The organism is Rhodanobacter sp. Root561 (genome assembly GCF_001427365.1).
Lineage (GTDB): Bacteria > Pseudomonadota > Gammaproteobacteria > Xanthomonadales > Rhodanobacteraceae > Rhodanobacter.
Map to the genome: position 1 here is coordinate 762,632 of NZ_LMGH01000001.1, position 17,034 is coordinate 779,665.

Annotated in this window: 16 protein-coding genes; 11 read left to right on the plus strand and 5 right to left on the minus strand. The window is 69.3% G+C overall.

What is annotated here, in order from left to right; all coding sequences use genetic code 11:
- Positions 1-78: 78 nt before the first annotated feature.
- The 5 genes from lexA (at position 79) to ASD55_RS03250 (ending at position 6,347) form a co-directional block, all read left to right on the plus strand.
- Entirely contained in the window at positions 79-699 is a 621-nt protein-coding gene (gene lexA, locus ASD55_RS03230) for a transcriptional repressor LexA (RefSeq protein WP_056764458.1), read from the plus strand.
- Positions 699-1,322 (plus strand): translesion DNA synthesis-associated protein ImuA, encoded by a 624-nt coding sequence (gene imuA, locus ASD55_RS03235; RefSeq protein WP_056763695.1) that lies wholly within the window; start codon positions 699-701, stop codon positions 1,320-1,322. The genes lexA and imuA overlap by 1 nt, the downstream gene beginning before the upstream one ends.
- Positions 1,323-1,334: 12 nt before the next feature.
- Positions 1,335-2,735: a DNA polymerase Y family protein gene (locus ASD55_RS03240; protein ID WP_056763697.1), complete on the plus strand. Its 1,401-nt coding sequence runs from the start codon at positions 1,335-1,337 to the stop codon at positions 2,733-2,735.
- Positions 2,732-5,800 carry an error-prone DNA polymerase gene (locus ASD55_RS03245; RefSeq protein ID WP_056763699.1) on the plus strand — a complete coding sequence of 1,023 codons (3,069 nt, stop codon included), beginning with the start codon at positions 2,732-2,734 and terminating at the stop codon, positions 5,798-5,800. Before ASD55_RS03240 ends, ASD55_RS03245 begins: the two co-directional genes overlap by 4 nt.
- A 118-nt stretch (positions 5,801-5,918) precedes the next feature.
- On the plus strand, positions 5,919-6,347 hold the full coding sequence (locus ASD55_RS03250) for a hypothetical protein (RefSeq protein ID WP_056763701.1): 429 nt from the start codon (positions 5,919-5,921) through the stop codon (positions 6,345-6,347).
- A 39-nt stretch (positions 6,348-6,386) separates the two neighbouring features.
- Here the strand turns inward: ASD55_RS03250 and ASD55_RS03255 are convergent, their stop codons facing one another.
- Genes ASD55_RS03255 through ASD55_RS03265 form a run of 3 tightly spaced genes read right to left on the minus strand, consistent with a single transcriptional unit; the run spans position 6,387 to position 8,176 of the window.
- On the minus strand, positions 6,387-6,791 hold the full coding sequence (locus ASD55_RS03255; protein WP_056715349.1) for a hypothetical protein: 405 nt from the start codon (positions 6,789-6,791) through the stop codon (positions 6,387-6,389).
- Positions 6,788-7,258, minus strand: coding sequence for an Mpo1-like protein (locus ASD55_RS03260; RefSeq protein ID WP_056763703.1), 471 nt, complete (start codon positions 7,256-7,258; stop codon positions 6,788-6,790). The genes ASD55_RS03255 and ASD55_RS03260 overlap by 4 nt, the downstream gene beginning before the upstream one ends.
- Before the next feature lie 21 nt (positions 7,259-7,279).
- Positions 7,280-8,176, minus strand: coding sequence for a phosphoribosylaminoimidazolesuccinocarboxamide synthase (locus tag ASD55_RS03265; protein ID WP_056715364.1), 897 nt, complete (start codon positions 8,174-8,176; stop codon positions 7,280-7,282).
- 124 nt (positions 8,177-8,300) lie between these two features.
- Here ASD55_RS03265 and ASD55_RS03270 point away from each other — a divergent pair, with 124 nt between their 5' ends.
- The 3 genes from ASD55_RS03270 (at position 8,301) to rpe (ending at position 10,231) form a co-directional block, all read left to right on the plus strand.
- A complete protein-coding gene (locus ASD55_RS03270; protein ID WP_056715356.1) occupies positions 8,301-8,627 on the plus strand; it encodes a c-type cytochrome in 327 nt (108 codons plus the stop codon).
- Positions 8,624-9,436 (plus strand): co-chaperone DjlA, encoded by an 813-nt coding sequence (djlA, locus tag ASD55_RS03275; protein ID WP_056715359.1) that lies wholly within the window; start codon positions 8,624-8,626, stop codon positions 9,434-9,436. Before ASD55_RS03270 ends, djlA begins: the two co-directional genes overlap by 4 nt.
- 114 nt (positions 9,437-9,550) lie before the next feature.
- Positions 9,551-10,231 (plus strand): ribulose-phosphate 3-epimerase, encoded by a 681-nt coding sequence (gene rpe, locus ASD55_RS03280; protein WP_056763705.1) that lies wholly within the window; start codon positions 9,551-9,553, stop codon positions 10,229-10,231.
- A gap of 144 nt (positions 10,232-10,375) precedes the next feature.
- On the opposite strand, the gene ASD55_RS03285 is transcribed toward rpe, so the two are convergent.
- Positions 10,376-11,038, minus strand: a complete 663-nt coding sequence (locus ASD55_RS03285; protein ID WP_200946053.1) for a class GN sortase — start codon at positions 11,036-11,038, stop codon at positions 10,376-10,378.
- Complete coding sequence (locus ASD55_RS03290; protein WP_056763708.1) at positions 11,029-12,990, minus strand: marine proteobacterial sortase target protein; 1,962 nt, start codon at positions 12,988-12,990, stop codon at positions 11,029-11,031. Before ASD55_RS03290 ends, ASD55_RS03285 begins: the two co-directional genes overlap by 10 nt.
- 650 nt (positions 12,991-13,640) lie before the next feature.
- On the opposite strand from ASD55_RS03290, the gene pdsR reads away from it, so the two are divergent.
- The 3 genes from pdsR to ASD55_RS03305 are packed head-to-tail and all read left to right on the plus strand — an operon-like array spanning position 13,641 to position 16,960.
- Positions 13,641-14,330 (plus strand): proteobacterial dedicated sortase system response regulator, encoded by a 690-nt coding sequence (pdsR, locus tag ASD55_RS03295; protein WP_007807361.1) that lies wholly within the window; start codon positions 13,641-13,643, stop codon positions 14,328-14,330.
- A complete protein-coding gene (locus tag ASD55_RS03300) occupies positions 14,327-14,908 on the plus strand; it encodes a hypothetical protein (protein WP_056763710.1) in 582 nt (193 codons plus the stop codon). Before pdsR ends, ASD55_RS03300 begins: the two co-directional genes overlap by 4 nt.
- Positions 14,909-14,935: 27 nt before the next feature.
- Positions 14,936-16,960, plus strand: a complete 2,025-nt coding sequence (locus tag ASD55_RS03305; RefSeq protein ID WP_056763711.1) for an ATP-binding protein — start codon at positions 14,936-14,938, stop codon at positions 16,958-16,960.
- Positions 16,961-17,034: the final 74 nt, after the last annotated feature.

A 17,034-nucleotide genomic window follows, 5' to 3' on the forward strand; every position in this document is an offset into this window, starting at 1 on the left:
GCTCGCATGCCATTTTGCCGAACGGGCGATGCATCGCCAGACTATATTTTCACCACAAAAGGTGAAAACATGGCGGCCATGAGCCTGCACCTGACCAGCCGCCAGTCCAACATCCTCGAATTCATCCGCGCCCGCGTGGCACGGGATGGCCAGGCACCCACGCTGGAGGAGATCGGCCAGGCGATGGGCCTGCCCCACGTCAGCGCGGTGCTCAAGCACGTGCGTTCGCTGGAGGCCAAGGGGCGGCTGGCGATCGAGCCCAACCGTTCGCGCGGCATTCGCCTGGTGGAGGCGCCCGATGCGCTGGATGCGGACACCCTGGAGTTGCCGCTGGTCGGCCGCATCGCCGCCGGCGAGCCATTGTTCTCCGAGTCGCGGATCGAGCGCAGCCTGCGCGTGTCGCGCTGGCTGTTCCGGCTTACGCCGGATTACCTGGTGCGGGTGGTCGGCGACTCGATGCGCGACGAGGGCATCCTCGACGGAGACCTGGTCGGCGTACACGCCACGCCGGTGGCGCGGCACGGCCAGGTGGTGGCGGCGCGCGTCGGCGGCGACCGCTTCACGATCAAGCGGCTGTACTGGCAGGGCGAGGTGATCCGGCTGCTGCCGAACAGTCCCGGTTACCAGCCGATCGATCCCGACCCCAGCGAGGACTTCGCCATCGAAGGCCTGTTCGCCGGCCTGCTGAGGGGCGGCTGATGGCGGCCGTGATGCCCTTGTCGAACCTGCTCGATGCGCGCCGGGTCTGGCGCGGCCGGGCCGAACCGCCGCCCGCCGGTGAGCAGCCCACCGGCTGGGCCGCGCTGGATGCGGTGCTGCCCAGCGGCGGCTGGCCGGCGGCGGCGCTGTCGGAAATCCTGCTGCCGCTGGATGGCGTGGGCGAACTGCAACTGGTGCTGCCCACGCTGGCGCGCCTCAGCCAGGGCGCGCGGCCGGTGGTGATGGTGGCGCCGCCGTATCTGCCCTGCGTGGCCGGTTGGCGCCAGCACGGCGTGGACATGCGCCGGATCGAGATCGTCAGCGCGGCCGAGGCCGACGTGTTGTGGGCGACGGAGCAATGCCTGCGCTCGGGCAGTTGCGCCGCGGTGCTGGCGTGGCCGCGGCAGGCCGACGATCGCGCGTTGCGCCGTCTGCAGGTGGCCGCCGACGGCGGCCGCGCGCTGGCCTTCGCGTTCCGCGACCGGCGGCATCTTTCCAATGCCTCGCCGGCGGCGTTGCGGCTGGAGCTGGAGGCGCGGCCGCAGGTGCGGGTATGGGTGCGCAAATGCCGTGGCGGCGCGGTGCCCGCCCAGCCGGTGGCGCTGCCGCGCGCCCTGCATTGATGGCGGGCGCGCATGTTGTGGGCCTGCATAGCGTTGCCGCAGCTGGCACTGGACGGTGTCCTCCGTCGTCGTGCGGACGCGGGCCCGCTCGTGTTGGTGGCCGGCGCCGGACATGCGCGCAGCATCGTGGCGGCGAACGCGGCCGCGCGCGAGGCCGGCCTGCGCGTGGGCCAGCGACTGAGCGCGGCGCAGGCGCTGCTGGCGCAATTCGAGGCCTTGCCGTACCAGCCTGAGCGGGTCGATCAGTGGCATCGGTTCCTGGCCGCGGTGGCCTATCGCTACAGCGCCGAGGTGAGCCTGCTGCCGCAGGCGATCGTGCTGGAGGTCAGCCGCAGCCTGAACCTGTTCGGTTCGTGGCCGCGGCTGGAAAGCCTGCTGCGCGCCGATCTCGATGCGCTGGGTTTCCGCCACCGGATCAGTGCCGCGCCCACGCCGCATGCGGCGCATGTGCTGGCCGGCGTCGCCGACGGCCAGGCGGTGCTCACCGACGAGCAACTGCGCCACGCGCTGCAACGCATCCCGCTGTCGCAGAGTCGCCTGCCCGCGGCGGCGGCCGAGGCCTTGCCGGGCATGGGCATCCGCAGCCTGGGCCAGTTGCTGGCGCTGCCGCGCGACGGCCTGCGCCGGCGCTTCGGCGCGGAGTTGCTGCTTGCGCTGGATCGCCTGACTGGCGCGGTCCCGGCCGGCCTGGAAGCGTATCGGCCACCCGACCGCTTCGACCTGCGCATCGAGCTGACGCACGAAGTCGAGGTCATCGGTGCGCTGGTCTTTCCATTGCGCCGCATGACGGCCGACCTGTCCGCCTATCTGGCCGGTCGCGACGGCGGCGTGCAGCGTTTCACGCTGCAGCTGGAACATCGCGAGGGACACACCGAGGTGAAGGTGGGCCTGCTCGCCCCCGAGCGCGAGGCCGGCATGCTGTTCGAGCTGGCGCGCGCGCGGCTGGAGCAGGTGCAACTGCCGCAGCCGGTCATCGCCATGCGCTTGGTCGCGCGCGACCTGCCCGCGTTCGTGCCGGCCGGCCGCGACCTGTTCGACGAGCGTCCCGCCAATGCGTTGCCGATCGAACAGTTGCGCGAACGCCTGCGCGCGCGGCTGGGTGATTGCGCCGTGCATCAGTTGGGCAGCACCACCGATCCGCGGCCCGAGCTGGCGCAGAAGGTGACGACTCACGACGACGGCTGGCGGGAACCCTCGCCACGACCGACCTGGCTGTTCGAGCGGCCGATTCCCCTGCGCGGTCCCACGCCGCACATCCTGGCCGGCCCCGAGCGGCTGGAAACCGGCTGGTGGGATGGCGGCGAGGTGTGCCGCGACTACTACGTGGTGGAGACCGTGCAAGGCCAGCGCGGCTGGGCCTTCTGCGCGCCGGGCGAGCGCGATGGCTGGATGCTGCACGGCTGGTTCGCGTGAACGCGTATGCCGAGCTGCATTGCCTGTCGAACTTCTCGTTCGGCCGCGGCGCGTCCAGTGCGCGCGAACTGTTCGAACGCGCGAAGGCTTGCGGCTACGAGGCGCTGGCGATCACCGACGAGTGTTCGCTGGCCGGCATCGTGCGCGCGCTGGAGGCCTCGCGCGCCACCGGCATGAAACTGATCACGGGCGCCGAATTCCAGCTCGACGACGGCCCCAAACTGGTGCTGCTGTGCGAGACGAAAGCCGGCTACACCGCGCTGTGCAAACTGATCACCCGCGGTCGCCGCGCCTCGGCCAAAGGCACGTACCGGTTGCATCGCGCCGATCTCGCCGATGGCGTGCCGGGCACGTTGGCCTTGTGGCTGCCCGGGCGCGAGCCCGATCCCGCGCATGGCCGCTGGCTGCGCGACACTTTCGCCGAGCGGGCGTGGCTGGCGGTGGAACTGCATCACGGGCCGGACGACGCGCAACGCCTGCACGACCTGCAGCAACTCGGACACGGCCTCGGCCTGCCGCTGGTCGCCGCCGGCGACGTGCACATGCACGTGCGGCGCCGGCTTGCGCTGCAGAACACGCTGACCGCGATCCGTCATCGCGTGCCGCTGGCGGAAGCCGGCGCGCTGATCTTCCGCAACGGCGAACGCCACCTGCGCCGACGCGAGGCGCTGGCTGCGATCTACCCTGCCGCACTGATGCACGAAAGCACCGCCATCGCCGCGCGCTGCATGTTCCGCCTCGACGAACTGACATACCGCTATCCCGCCGAGCTGGTGCCCGAAGGCCACAGCGCGACCAGCTGGCTGCGGCACCTCACTGAAGAAGGCATGCGCTGGCGCTGGCCGAGCGGCGTGCCGGAGAAAGTCCGCGCGCAGATCGAGCACGAACTTGGACTGATCGAGGAGCTGCGGTACGAGTCCTATTTCCTCACCGTGCAGGACATCGTGCGTTTTGCCCGCGACAAGGGGATTCTCTGCCAGGGCCGCGGCTCGGCGGCGAACTCCGCCGTGTGTTTTGCGCTCGGCGTCACCGAGGTCGACCCGGCGCGGATGAACCTGCTGGTGGAACGCTTCATCAGCAAGGAGCGCAACGAGCCGCCCGACATCGACGTGGATTTCGAGCACGAGCGGCGCGAGGAAGTGATCCAGTACATCTACGCCAAGTACGGCCGCGAGCGGGCCGCGCTGGCGGCCACGGTGATCTGCTATCGCGGCAGGAGCGCGGTGCGCGACGTGGCCAAGGCGCTGGGCCTGCCGCCGGACCAGGTGGATCAGCTGAGCGGCATCTTCGGCTGGCGTGGTGAGCAATCGCTGGACGAGCGCCTGCGCGAACACGGTTTCGATCCGCAGGGCGCGGTGCTGCGCCGGGTGCTGAAACTCACCGCCGAGCTGCGCGACATGCCGCGGCACCTGTCGCAGCACGTGGGCGGCTTCGTGATCAGCGACGCACCGCTGGCCGAGCTGGTGCCGGTGGAAAACGCGGCGATGGCCGATCGCACCATCATCCAGTGGGACAAGGACGACCTGGACACGATGCGCCTGCTCAAGGTCGATTGCCTGGCGCTGGGCATGCTCAGCTGCGTGCGCCGTTGCCTGGATCTGCTGCGCGCCCATCGCGGCCAGGATTACAGCCTGGCGACGTTGCCGGCCGAAGACCCGCGAACGTACGAGATGATCCAGCGCGCCGACACCGTCGGCGTGTTCCAGATCGAAAGCCGCGCGCAGATGGCGATGCTGCCGCGGCATCGCCCGGAAAATTTCTACGACCTGGTGATCCAGGTGGCGATCGTGCGGCCCGGTCCGATCCAGGGCGACATGGTGCATCCGTACCTGCGTCGCCGCCGCGGCGAGGAGCCGGTGGACTATCCGTCGGAGGATCTGAAGGCGGTGTTCGAACGCACCCTGGGCGTGCCGCTGTTCCAGGAACAGGTGATGAAGCTGGCGATCGTGGCGGCCGGCTACACGGCCGGCGAAGCCGACCAGCTGCGCCGCGCGATGGCGGCGTGGAAACGCCATGGCGGCATGGAACATCATCGCGAGCGGATCATCCGCGGCATGCTCGAACGCGGTTACACCGCCGAGTTCGCGGCGCGGTTGTTCGAGCAGATCAAGGGCTTCGGCAGCTACGGTTTTCCCGAAAGCCACGCGGCCAGTTTCGCCGGCATCGTCTACGCCAGCTGCTGGCTGAAATGCCACGAGCCGGCCGCGTTTGCCTGCGCCCTGCTCAACGCGCAGCCGATGGGTTTCTACGGGCCCAGCCAGATCGTGCAGGACGCGCAGCGCCACGGCATCGCGGTGCGCCCGGTCGACGTGCGCCACAGCGACTGGGACTGCACGCTGGAGGACGACGGGCGCGATCAGCCGGCGCTGCGGCTCGGGCTGCGGCAAGTGCGCGGTTTTCGCGAAGACGTGGCCGGGCGGATTTCGGCAGCGCGCGCCGCGCGTGCCTTCATCGACGTGACGGATCTGTGCGCCCGCACCGGCATCGACCGGCGCCAGCAGGAGTTGCTGGCCGAGGCGGGCGCCTTGCGCGGCCTGGCCGGCCATCGCCATCGGGCGAAGTGGGCGGTGGCCGGCGTCGAGCCACAACTGCCGTTGTTCGGCCATGGCAGTCCGTCGGAAGTGGCCGTCGTGTTGCCGGTGCCCTCGACCGCGGAAAACCTGCAGTCCGATTACGCGCGCACCGGCCTCAGCCTCGGCCCGCATCCGCTGCAACTGATCCGTTCGCGCCTGCGCGCGGCGCGTTTCGCCGATTCGCGCAGCCTGCGCGGCCAACGGCACCAGAGCCTGGTGCGTGCCGCCGGCCTGGTCACCCAGCGCCAGCGGCCGCAGACCGCCAGCGGAGTCACCTTCATCACCATCGAAGACGAACACGGCGCCATCAACGTGGTGGTCTGGAGCCAGGTGGCCGAGCGGCAGCGCCGCGCCTACCTGGAAGCGCGCCTGCTCGGCGTGGAGGGGCAGTGGGAATGCGTCGACGGCGTGGCCCACCTGATCGCCCGGCGGCTCACCGACATGAGCACGTGGCTGGGCGGGCTGGACAGTCGCTCGCGCGATTTCCATTGAATGTCCGCGCGCGTAACCCGTGCGCTGCCGGGCGCCGTGGAATCGGGTAGGCTGGCGTCACCGTCGTGACCGGCATGGGGATGCCGTCACGCGGTTCTCTTTCCAATCCGGGGGATTTATGGGTACTTCTTCGTTGGCTGCATTGGCCGGCATGGGCCTGTTCGCCATGCTGGTGATGATCGTGGTGGGCATCCTGGTGGCGGCACTGGTGCTGAGCGTCGCCTTCCGGCTGGTGGTCGGCGTCATGCCGTCCTACCTGCGTGCGCTGGGCGCGGTGGTGCTGAGCTGGATCGCCGGCGCCGTGGCGATGGTGATCATCGGCATGGTCAGCTCCGGTGGCGGCGGCGGGCTGCTGTCGCTGATCGTGCAATTCCTGGTTGGCGCCTTCGTGGTGAACTATCTGCTGCTGTCGCAGAACGGCAGCCAGATCGGCTTCGGCAAGGCCTGCCTGGTGCAGGTGATCTACCTGGTGATCTTCCTGGTGCTGGCGATGATCTTCGCGGCCTTGATGGCGGTGTTCTTCGGCAGCATGCTGGCGCACGGATGATGCATCGAAGGGGCGGGACACCCGCCCCTTCGCCGTGTTTCAGGCCAGGCTGGTGGCCACGCCGAAGCTGATCGCCATGATCGCGGCCACCGCCATGCAGGCGCTGCCCGGGCGGATGCGGCGGGCGTCGATGCGCGGCACCAGCCGCCACAGCAGGACGGTGCCGATCAGCATGTCCAGCACCAGCATCCAGCGCAGCAGGCCGGAACTCAGCAGCGCGCCGTAGGGCGGGTGCAGGTGGCCTTCATAAGCGGCCACGCCGACGACCAGCAGCAGGCCGGTCATCGTCCACAGCAGGCAGGCCAGGTAGATGCGGTTGAACACCACCGCGCAGCGTTCGGTCCAGCGCATCACCGACCAGCCGATCAGGGCGAACACCAGCGCAGCCATGCTGCTGTAGAGCACCCACCACAGCAGGGTGCTGATCACCGTAAGAAGCGTCATGTGATCTGCTTGAACCCCAGTTTGCGAAACAGCTTGGCCATCAGCCAGGCCGGGCCGACCAGCAGATAGGACAGATCGGTGAGGAAGCTGGGCTTGCGGCCTTCATATTTGTGCCCGATGAACTGGCCGATCCAGGCCACCACGAACACGCCGATCGCGAGGTAGCACAGCTGCGCGGTGCCGAGCCGGTAGTGCAGGAAATTGGTGAACAGGCCGAACAGGGCGAACACGACCAGCAGGCCGAGCGCCAGCCGGTGCGAGCGTCGCCAGTACCAGTAGAACGCCAGCACCATCACCAGCACCGCCCACGAGCCGGGACGCAATTGGCTGATCGGCACCGGGATCGCCCACAGCAGCGCGATCACCGACCACAGGATCGGCGGCACGCAGAACCAGTGGAACACCTGGTTGGTCGGGTTCTGGTGGTCGCTGCTGTAGCTGTCGAGCCAGTCCTGCATGGTGCGCATGGCGTTCCCCCGTTGAACGTTTCAGTCGAGCCGGATGCCTGCCAGTCGCTGCAGGGCCTCGGCATATTTGGCGGCGGTGCGGGCGATCACGTCGTCCGGAATCACCGGGCCGGGCGCGGTCTTGTTCCAGTCCTGCGTCTCCAGCCAGTCGCGCACGAACTGCTTGTCGTAGCTGGGCGGACTGATGCCCACGCGGTATTCGTCGGCGGGCCAGAAGCGCGAGGAATCCGGCGTCAGCATTTCGTCCATCACGTACAGCTTGCCGCTGGCATCGGTGCCGAACTCGAACTTGGTGTCGGCGATGATGATGCCACGTTCGGCCGCATAGGCGGCTGCCCAGCGATAGATCGCCAGGGTGGCGTCGCGCACCTGGCCGGCCAGTTCGCTGCCGACCGCATCGATCACCGCGCCGAAGCTGACGTTCTCGTCGTGGTCGCCCACCGCAGCCTTGGTCGACGGCGTGAAGATCGGTTCGGGCAGTTGCTGCGCCTGCTGCAGGCCGGCGGGCAGGGCGATGCCGCACAGCGCGCCGGTGGCCCGGTAATCCTTCCAGCCGGAACCGATCAGGTAGCCACGGGCGATGCATTCCACCGGCACCGGCTTCAGCCGTCGCGTCACCACCGCGCGCTTTTCGTACAGCGCGAGATCGGTGCCCGGCGGCAGCACGTCGGCCAGCGGCACGTCGAGCAGGTGGTTCGGCACCAGGTGGGCGGTCTTGCCGAACCAGAAATTGGACATCTGGGTGAGCATTTCGCCCTTGCCCGGGATCGGGTTGGGCAGCACCACGTCGAATGCCGACAGGCGATCGGTGGCCACCATCAGCAGGCGGTCGTCGTCCAGCGCATAGACATCCCGCACCTTGCCGCGGTGGATCAGTTCGAGTCCGGGAAGGTTCGATTGCGGCAGGATGGTGGGCACGGCAGCGGGTTCCACATGGCGGGGAAGCGCCCATTCTAGCCGTTGCGGCACCGTCGCCGGTAACGCGCTGTGGGGTTTCGGGGGCACTGCTAGAATTGGCGTCCTTTGGCCCCATGTGTTGCCGATGCGCATTCCATTGATCGCGGTGCTGGTCCTGCTCGCCGCCCCCACGCTCCATGCCGGCACGCCGGCAGCCCCGGCCCGGCTCGGCCTGTGTGCCGCCTGCCACGGTGCCGACGGCCACGCCAGCATGCCCGGCGTGCCGAACCTGGCCGGGCAGCGGCTGGACTATCTGCGCGACGCGCTGAAGCAGTACCGCGACGGCCGCCGCAGCATCCCGGTGATGCGCGCCGCGATCGGCCCGGTCAGCGACGCCGAGCTCGACGCGCTGGCGCGCTGGTACAGCGCGCAACTTCCCCAACCGCAAGCCCAACCGCAAGGGCAGCCATGAGCTTCACCTATACCCTGTGGTTCGCGTTCTTCGGACTGATCATCGGCCACCTGCCCGGTGCGGTCACCGGCGCGGTGCTCGGTTTCATCTTCGACAACATGCGCTACAGCCAGCGCAAGAACGCCACGCCGGAAGCCGGCGGTTTCGTGGGCCCGCTGTTCACCCTGCTGGGCGCGGTGGCGAAGTCCGACGGCCGCGTGTCGGAGCAGGAGATCGCGATCGCCGAACGGCTGATGACGCGGATGAACCTGGATGCCGAGCTGCGCAAGCAGGCGGTGGTCAGTTTCAACGTGGGCAAGCAGCCGGAGTTCGACGTCACCCGCACCATCGCCGAGCTGCGCAACTGGGTCGGCCTGCGTCGCGACCATGCCTTCCCCGTGCTCGACGTGGTGATCGAGACGGTGCTGGCCGAAGGCAATCCGCCGCCGGAGAAGATGTCGATCCTGCGCCAGCTTGCCTTCGCCCTGCGCATCAGCGACATGGAGCTGATGGCGCTGATGGCGATGAAGGGCTACGCGTGGAACGCCGGCCCCGGCGGCCCGCGCGGCGGCAACCAGCACTACGGCAGCGGCGGTGGCTACGTGCCGCCACAGCGCACCCCGCAGGGGCCGGACCCGTACGCGGTGCTGGGCATCGACCGCAACGCCGACGAACGCGCGATCAAGCGCGCCTACCGCAAGCTGATCTCCGAACACCACCCCGACCGCCTCGGCGACCTGCCCGAAGACATGCGCAAGCGCGCCGAATCGCGCGCCAGCGAGATCAATGCGGCGTACGACCGGATCAAAGAGCAGCGCGGGTTCAAGTGATCAGAGCCGGGAATGGGGAATGGTAGAAGCGGCCATGCGGTGGCATTTGTCGCACGAGGCTTCATAATCTTCCCGATTCCCGATTCCCGATTCCCGATTCCCGATTCCCGGCTTATGAGCAAGCAATCCCCCATCATCGCCCCCTCCATCCTCGCCGCCGATTTCGCGCGGCTCGGCGAGGACACCGCCGCAGCGCTGGCCGCCGGTGCCGACTGGGTGCACTTCGACGTGATGGACAACCATTACGTGCCGAATCTCACGATCGGCCCGATGGTGCTGCAGTCGCTGCGCAAGTTCGGCATCACCGCGCCGATCGACGTGCATCTGATGGTCAAGCCGGTGGACCGCATCGTGCCGGATTTCGCCAAGGCCGGCGCCAGCCTGATCAGCTTCCATCCGGAGGCCAGCGAACACATCGACCGCACGCTCGGCCTGATCAGGGAATCCGGCTGCCAGGCCGGCCTGGTGTTCAATCCGGCCACGCCGCTGGATCATCTCGACTACGTGATGGACAAGCTCGACATGATCCTGATCATGTCGGTGAACCCGGGGTTCGGCGGCCAGAAATTCATCCCGGGCACGCTGGACAAGCTGCGCCAGGTGCGCGAGCGGATCGAGGCCAGCGGCCGCGACATCCGGCTCGAAGTGGATGGCGGTGTCACCGCGCAGAACATCGGTGCGATCGCCGCCGCCGGCGCCGACACTTTCGTGGCCGGCTCAGCGATCTTCCACGCCGCGGACTATCGCGCCGAGATCGAGGCGATGCACCGGGCGATTGCCGGATCGCGCGCATAAAAATCCCGACGCAGTGAACGGCTGCGCCGGGATAAACGTCGTCGGAGACGTGAGAGGAAACACCATGATTGGTGTGCCGGCACGGCCACTATGGGGAGGGACTCACGCCGTGCCGGCACGTTCCACGGCAAGGAACCGCACCAATCACAGGTTCTGACCGGGCTGTTCGTTTTTGGTTCCCGCGATGCGGGGCGAAATCGCCACGCCGTCGTTCAGTTTCAGCCGGCGCGCCTGCACCACATAGCGCAGCGGGCCGCCCGGAACCACCGCGTCGAACGGATAGCAGGTGACCAGCCACAGCCCGTCCATGCCGTCGCGGGCGGGGCTGTCGCGGGCCGGGATGCGCGCGTGTCGGCTGTCGAGCACGCGGCTGCCCGTCACCACGTAGTCGCTGCTGCCGCGCGGGCCGTCCAGGGCCAGCCGATCGCCCGGGCGCAGCGCCGGCAGGAAGCGGAACTGGGTGTCGCGATGTGCGCTGATCACGCCGAGCCCGGCGGCGCCCGGGCGCACGCCGCCCGAACTCCAGCCCGGTCCGAACGCCAGCGCCTGGCCGCTGTCGCCATCCAGCACGATCAGGTCCTGCCGCAGGCGCGGCACGCGCAGCCGCGCCAGCGGGGCGATGTCGGCCCATGGCCACGGCCGCTGCGCCAGCCGTCCGTGATCGGAGCGTGCCCACGCCCGCTCCAGCAGCACCTGCGCCAGCGCGGCCTTGGCGTGAATCCAGACGCCGTCCAGGCCCAGCCCCGCGGCCAGCATCAGCGCGCCGAACATCAGCCAGCGCCATGCCCGCTGCCGGATCATCGGCATGCCCGTTGCCGCCACCACGCCAGCGCCGCCAGCAGCAACGCCAGCAGGGCCAGCCAGAGTTCCAGCTCGGCCGCCGTGGCGGTTTGCGCGAAGTGGGTGCCGGCGGGCATCACATTGGGAATCTGCTGGTGCTTCAGTGCGGCGTTGGCGCTGCGCGCCGGGGTCTGGTCCACCGCCACCAGGCTGGTATAGGCGCTGACCAGATGGGCGTCCAGCGCGGTGCGGGTGATCGACTCGACCAAGTCCGGGGCATCGCCGCCGCGGGCCAGCTGGTCGGACAGATCGGCGATGCGCGACTGCGCCCACAGCCGATCCAGTCCCGCGGCCGGGCTGGCCGCGGACAGATCCGCGGGAGCCGCCCACGCCCGCTCGGCCAGCTGGCCGTGCACCTGCACGCGGGCCACCGGGGCGGCGAGTTTCGCGGTGACCAGCAGCGGCTCGCCCAGGTACAGGTCGGGCAGCTGCCGCGGATAGACGTCGCTGCCGGCCGGCCAGTCCACCTTGAGGTCGCGCAGGGCAGGGTGATCCAGCCGGGCCAGCAGGCTGACCATCGCCTTGCCCACGTTGCCGGTGTCGGTGACCAGGGTTTCGCTGCCGCGGCCGTGACGCGCGGCGGCCTGCAGGAAGCCCGCGTTCGGCGCATTGCCGATGCCGATCGGGAACAGTCGCGAATCACCCAACTGCTCGTCGATCAACTGCATCAGGCCGTTCGGATCGTCGACCGCCCCGTCGGTGGCGAACAGTACCTGGCGCACGTAGCCGGGCGGTGCGTGGCCGGCCAGCGCGAAGCGCAGCGCCGGCGCCATCTCGGTGCCGCCGTCGGCCTGCAACTGGTCGACCCAGGCGCGGGCCTTCTGCAGGGCCTCGGGCGTGGCGGCCACCGCCTCGCTGGACCACGGGTTCAATGTCGAATTGAATTCAGCCACGTTGAAGCGATCGCCCGGCTGCAACTGGCTCAGCGCCAGGTCCAGCGCCGCGCGCGCCTGGCGGATCGATTCGCCGCCCATCGAACCGGAGGTGTCGATGATCAGGATCAGCTCGCGCGGCAGGCGCTGCGCCTGTTGCTGCGGCGGCATCAGCATCAGCATCGCGTAATGGGCGCCATCGATGTCCTGGCGGAAGCTGGCCACGTTGGGCTGGGTCTGTGGTTGCGGCTGCCAGCTCAGCATGAAGTCGCGATCCGGCAGCACGCTGGCGTCGCGCAAGCGGATGTCCCAGCGCTGGTCGTGCCGCGTGCTGATGATCGCGTGACTGGAGCTGTCCACGCTGGCCAGTGGCACGCCGGCATCCAGCTGCACCGCGATGTGCGTGCGCAGCGGCGCCTGCGCGTTGTCGTCGGCAAACACCTGCGGCGTGTCGATGCCGGCGTCGCCGGGCCGGGCGCCGTCGCGCATGTGGTAGCGCGGGGTGAAGGTCAGCGGAAAGCGCAGCGAGAACCTGCCCGCGCTGTAGTCGACGCGCTGCCAGTAGCGCAGCACGATCGTCACCGTCTCGCCCGGCGCCACGTTGGTCACCGCGGTGCGGAACAGGTTGCCCTCGTCGGCCTCGACCAGGGCCGCGCGCTTGCCGCTGTTGCGGGCCTGTTCGAACACCTTCTTCGCCGCTTCCTTGCGCTGGATGTCGGCCACGACGCGGCGTTCGCCGATCTCCAGCGACATCGAATACACCGCCGCGCCGTCGGGCAGCGGCAGCAGGTACTGCGCCTCCAGCCAGTCCTTGCCGCTGTTGCGGAACTGCTGGCGCAGCTGGACTTCGGCAACCAGCCCGCTGACCTTGTACTCGACATCGGTGTCGAGACTGGCAAGCGCCTGCAACTGGCCGCTGGCATCGTGCCAGCGCAGCTCGCCGCTGCCCGGTTCGGTGGCGTGCGCGGCGAGGCCGAACGAGGGGCCGGCGAACAGCAGGCCGGCGAACAGCAGCAGGTGAAAGAAGAGTCTGGATGATGCGCGCATGGCCGTCCCTTGGTCGTTGGCTGGGGTTGTAGGCAGGTGCTACGGCTGCATTGCCGCATCCGGCGCGGCGCGGGCCGCGTCGGGAATGCGGCGGCTTGCGGCGCAATCGGGGCAGAACGATGGCAGGCGCCGAGTACAAAAAAATCCCCTCGCGAGGAGGGGACAAGGAACCACCATGGAGGACGGAACAGGGGAGGTCGGAACTAAAGCGGTTGCCAGTCCGCGTCGGGCTCGTCCTGGCCAACGCCCGCTGCGCTTCCCTGCGCAGCGAACGTGCCAGTGCCTTCCACGGCGGGCGGAAGCAGGCGGAACAGGGGGAATCGGTGGAGGGTCATGACAGTCTCCGAATCAGGGGTGGAGCATCAGATGCCGAGCAGCAAGCCCAGCAGCAGGGCGCCCAGCGCCAGGGTGATGCGCAGCGGTTCGAAGCCGTGCAGCTCGGCATTCGCGTCGCGCGGGTCGGTATCGAGTTTCATGAGCTTTCTCGTCGGGGGGACGACTCCATCAAAACGCCGGTGGCGGCGCGTGCGGCGGCGGCGAGCGGCCGGTTTGCCGTTCGCTTGTGGCAAAACGCGGGCATTCCTCGCCGATGGCTTGCGTCCGGGTGCTTCGCATAGCACGCTGCGCCCACCATTCGAAGGGAACGCATCATGGGCCGCAGCATTGCCATCGTCGAAGACGAACCGTTGATCCGCGCCAATTACGTCGAGGCGCTGAACCGCTTCGGTTACGACGCGCGCGGCTACGGCTCGCGCCAGGAAGCGTCCAGCGCATTCGCGATGAAGCTGCCCGAGCTGGTGATCATCGACATCGGCCTGGGCGACGAGCCGGAAGGCGGCTTCGACCTGTGCCGCGAGCTGCGCGCGAAATCCTCGACGCTGCCGCTGATCTTCCTCACCGCGCGCGATTCGGATTTCGACGTGATCTCCGGCCTGCGCCTGGGCGCCGACGACTACCTCAGCAAGGACACCAGCCTGCATCAGCTGGCCGCGCGCATCGCCGCGCTGTTCCGCCGCATCGAATCGCTGAAGGCGCCGGCTTCCAGCGAGACGGTGATCGAGCACGGCCCCCTGAAACTGGAATCCGAACGCATGCGGATCACCTGGAACGACGAGGAGATACCGCTCACCGTCACCGAGTTCTGGATGGTGCACACGCTGATCCGCTTCCCCGGCCACGTGAAGAACCGCGACCAGCTGATGCGCGAGGCGGAACTCGTCGTGGACGACGCCACCATCACCTCGCACATCAAGCGCATCCGCAAGAAGTTCATCGCGGTGGCCCCGGAGTTCGACGCGATCGAGACCGTGCACGGCGTGGGCTACCGGTGGAAGCCATGACGCGTGGCGCATGGCTGGTCGTGGCGTTGTGCGGATGGGCCATGCTGGCGCAAGCCGCCACGCCGATGGATGACGTGCTGGCTCGCGGCGCCCGCGACGGCAACGCTCCCGCATGGGCGATCAGCGTGGCTACGCCGGCCGGCTGGACGCGCGACTGCTGCACCTACGCCCGCGCCATCGGCGTCAATGCGGTGCTGTACCAGGGCGAATGGAGCGGCAAGCCGCAGCGGGTGATGGTGCTCAACGTGTGGCCGCGCGAGCTGGGCACGCTGGCCGATGAAGTGCAGGCCGATCGCAAGCGCTACCTGCAGCACGACCCGGCCGGCAGGACCTCCACCTTCGTCGTGCGCCATCCGGCGATGCCATGCGAGGCTTCGGTGTACGAAGGCAGCGACCACGTCGACGACGTGCTGGTGTTCTGCGACCCCGGCGCCGCCAGCGGCGTGCGGCTGAGCTGGTCGATGGCCTTCGACGATGCCGATCCCGCGCGCCAGGCGCTGCTCGATGACTTCATGCGCGTGGTGGTGGCCAGCCGCTGGATGAAGGACACCGCAGCGCCGGCCACGCATGCACCCTGATCTTCTTCATCCTGATCGACCGCTCCGATGAGCCTGCGCCGCAAACTGCTGCTGGTCGCGCTGTGCACGCTGGCCCTGCCGATCGCGGGCTGGCTGTACGTGCGACAGATGGAAACGCTGCTGCGCGAGGGCCAGGCGCAGGCCCTGCTGGCTTCGGCCAATGCAGTGGCGCGCAGCCTGGTGGTGACCGGGGCGCTGCCGCCGGTGAGCGCCAGCAACTGGTACGTGGAATCGAGCGCGCAACCGATCACCGTCGACGGCTACGGCGACGACTGGGCGCCGCTGACGCCGTGGAGCCAGTCGCTGGGGTCGCACGGCAAGCTGCTGCTGGCGGGCGACGAGGACTGGCTGTACCTGTATGCCGACGTGCGCGACACCCGTCGCACGCGCGCCGATGCCGATGATGCGAACGCGCTGTCGGCCGACCACCTGATCCTGGCGCTGGGCAATGCGAACGGCCAGCGCCGCTACCTGGTGGCCAGCGCGGCGCCCGGTGCGCTGGCGGCGCGTCCGCTTGATCCGCCGGTCGACGGCATGCCCGAAATGATCCCCGCGCAATGGCAGGAGGATGGCAGCGGCTACCGCGTCGAACTGCGGTTGCCACGCAGCCTCGCCTTGCGCCGCCTCGGCGTCGGCATCTACGACGCGACGGCCGGCGGCGACCGCATGGCAGCCGACACGCGCCCGCTGCTCGACTACTCGGACAAGTTGTCCGGCGAACTGGCCCAACTGGTGCCCGACCAGGTGCAGGCGCGCGTGCTGGCGCCGCAGGGCTGGCTGCTGGGGCGCAGCGGAAGGTTGAACAGCTTGCCGGGCAGCGATGGCCAGCCGGGCTGGTTCGCCGCGCTGGTCTATCGCTCGCTGCTGGCCAATCGGCTGGAGGATGCCAACCTGTGGGCGCAGGACGTGCCGCGACTGGACAGCGGCGAAGTGCGCCGCGCCGCGGGCGGACAGCCCACTACCGTGTGGCGCAGCGGCGAGGAGCGCGGCAGCGTGGTGCTGGCCGCCGCGGTACCGATCGAGCGGGCCGGCAAGGTCGATGGCGTGCTGCTGCTGGAACAGCCCAGCCGCACCGTGCCGCTGCTGGCCAACCGCGCCCTGCTCGGGCTGCTGCTGACCAGCTTCGGCGTACTGCTGGTGGCCGGCGGCATCCTGCTGTGGTTCGCCACGCGGCTGAGCCTGCGGCTGGGCCGGCTGCGCAACGCGGCCGAGCGCGCCCAGTTCAACGACGGACGTCTGGACGGCCTTTTCGATAGTGGCAAGTTCCCGATGACCGACGCGCCGGACGAGATCGGCGACCTGGCCCGCAGCTTCGAGCGGCTGTTCGAGGTGGTCGGCAGTTATACCGACTACCTGCGCACGCTGGCTTCGAAACTCTCGCACGAACTGAACACGCCGCTGGCCATCGTGAAGTCCTCGCTGGACAACCTCGAACACGCCCTGCAGGCGCAGGACCGCCTGCCCGCCGACGCGCAGCCCTACCTGGCGCGCGCCCGCGACGGCGTGGCGCGGCTGGGCGCGCTGGTGCGCGCGATGAGCGAGTCGAGCCGGATGGAGCGTTCGATCACCGCGGCGGAGCCGGAGGATGTCGACCTGCGCGAGGTGGTGCGCGGTTGCGCCGAGGCCTACCGGCCGCTGATCGGAACGCGCCGCCTGGCCTGCGAACTGCCGGCCGGCGCGATCAACCTGCACTGCGCGCCCGAGCTGATCGCCCAGGCGCTGGACAAGCTGCTCGACAACGCGCTGTCGTTCACTCCGCCCGACGGCTGGTTGCGCCTGAGCTTGGCGGCCACGCCCGACGGCGCCGAGATCGAGCTGGCCAACCAGGGCCCGCCGCTGCCGGCCGCGATGCAGGGCCGGTTGTTCGACTCGCTGGTCAGCCTGCGCGACAAGGCCACCCCCGGCGACGCGCCGCACCTGGGCCTGGGTCTGTACGTGGTGCGCCTGGTGGCCGAACGCCACGGCGGGGTGGCCAGCGCACGCAACCTCGACGACGGCAGCGGCGTGGCGTTCTCGCTGCGCCTGCACGGAATGCCGCGGCCGCGGTTGTGAACCGCGCCGTTCGTTCACGCTGTCGCCGGCTCTGCCCTACAATCGGCGATCCTGCCAGCCACGGATTGAGCACG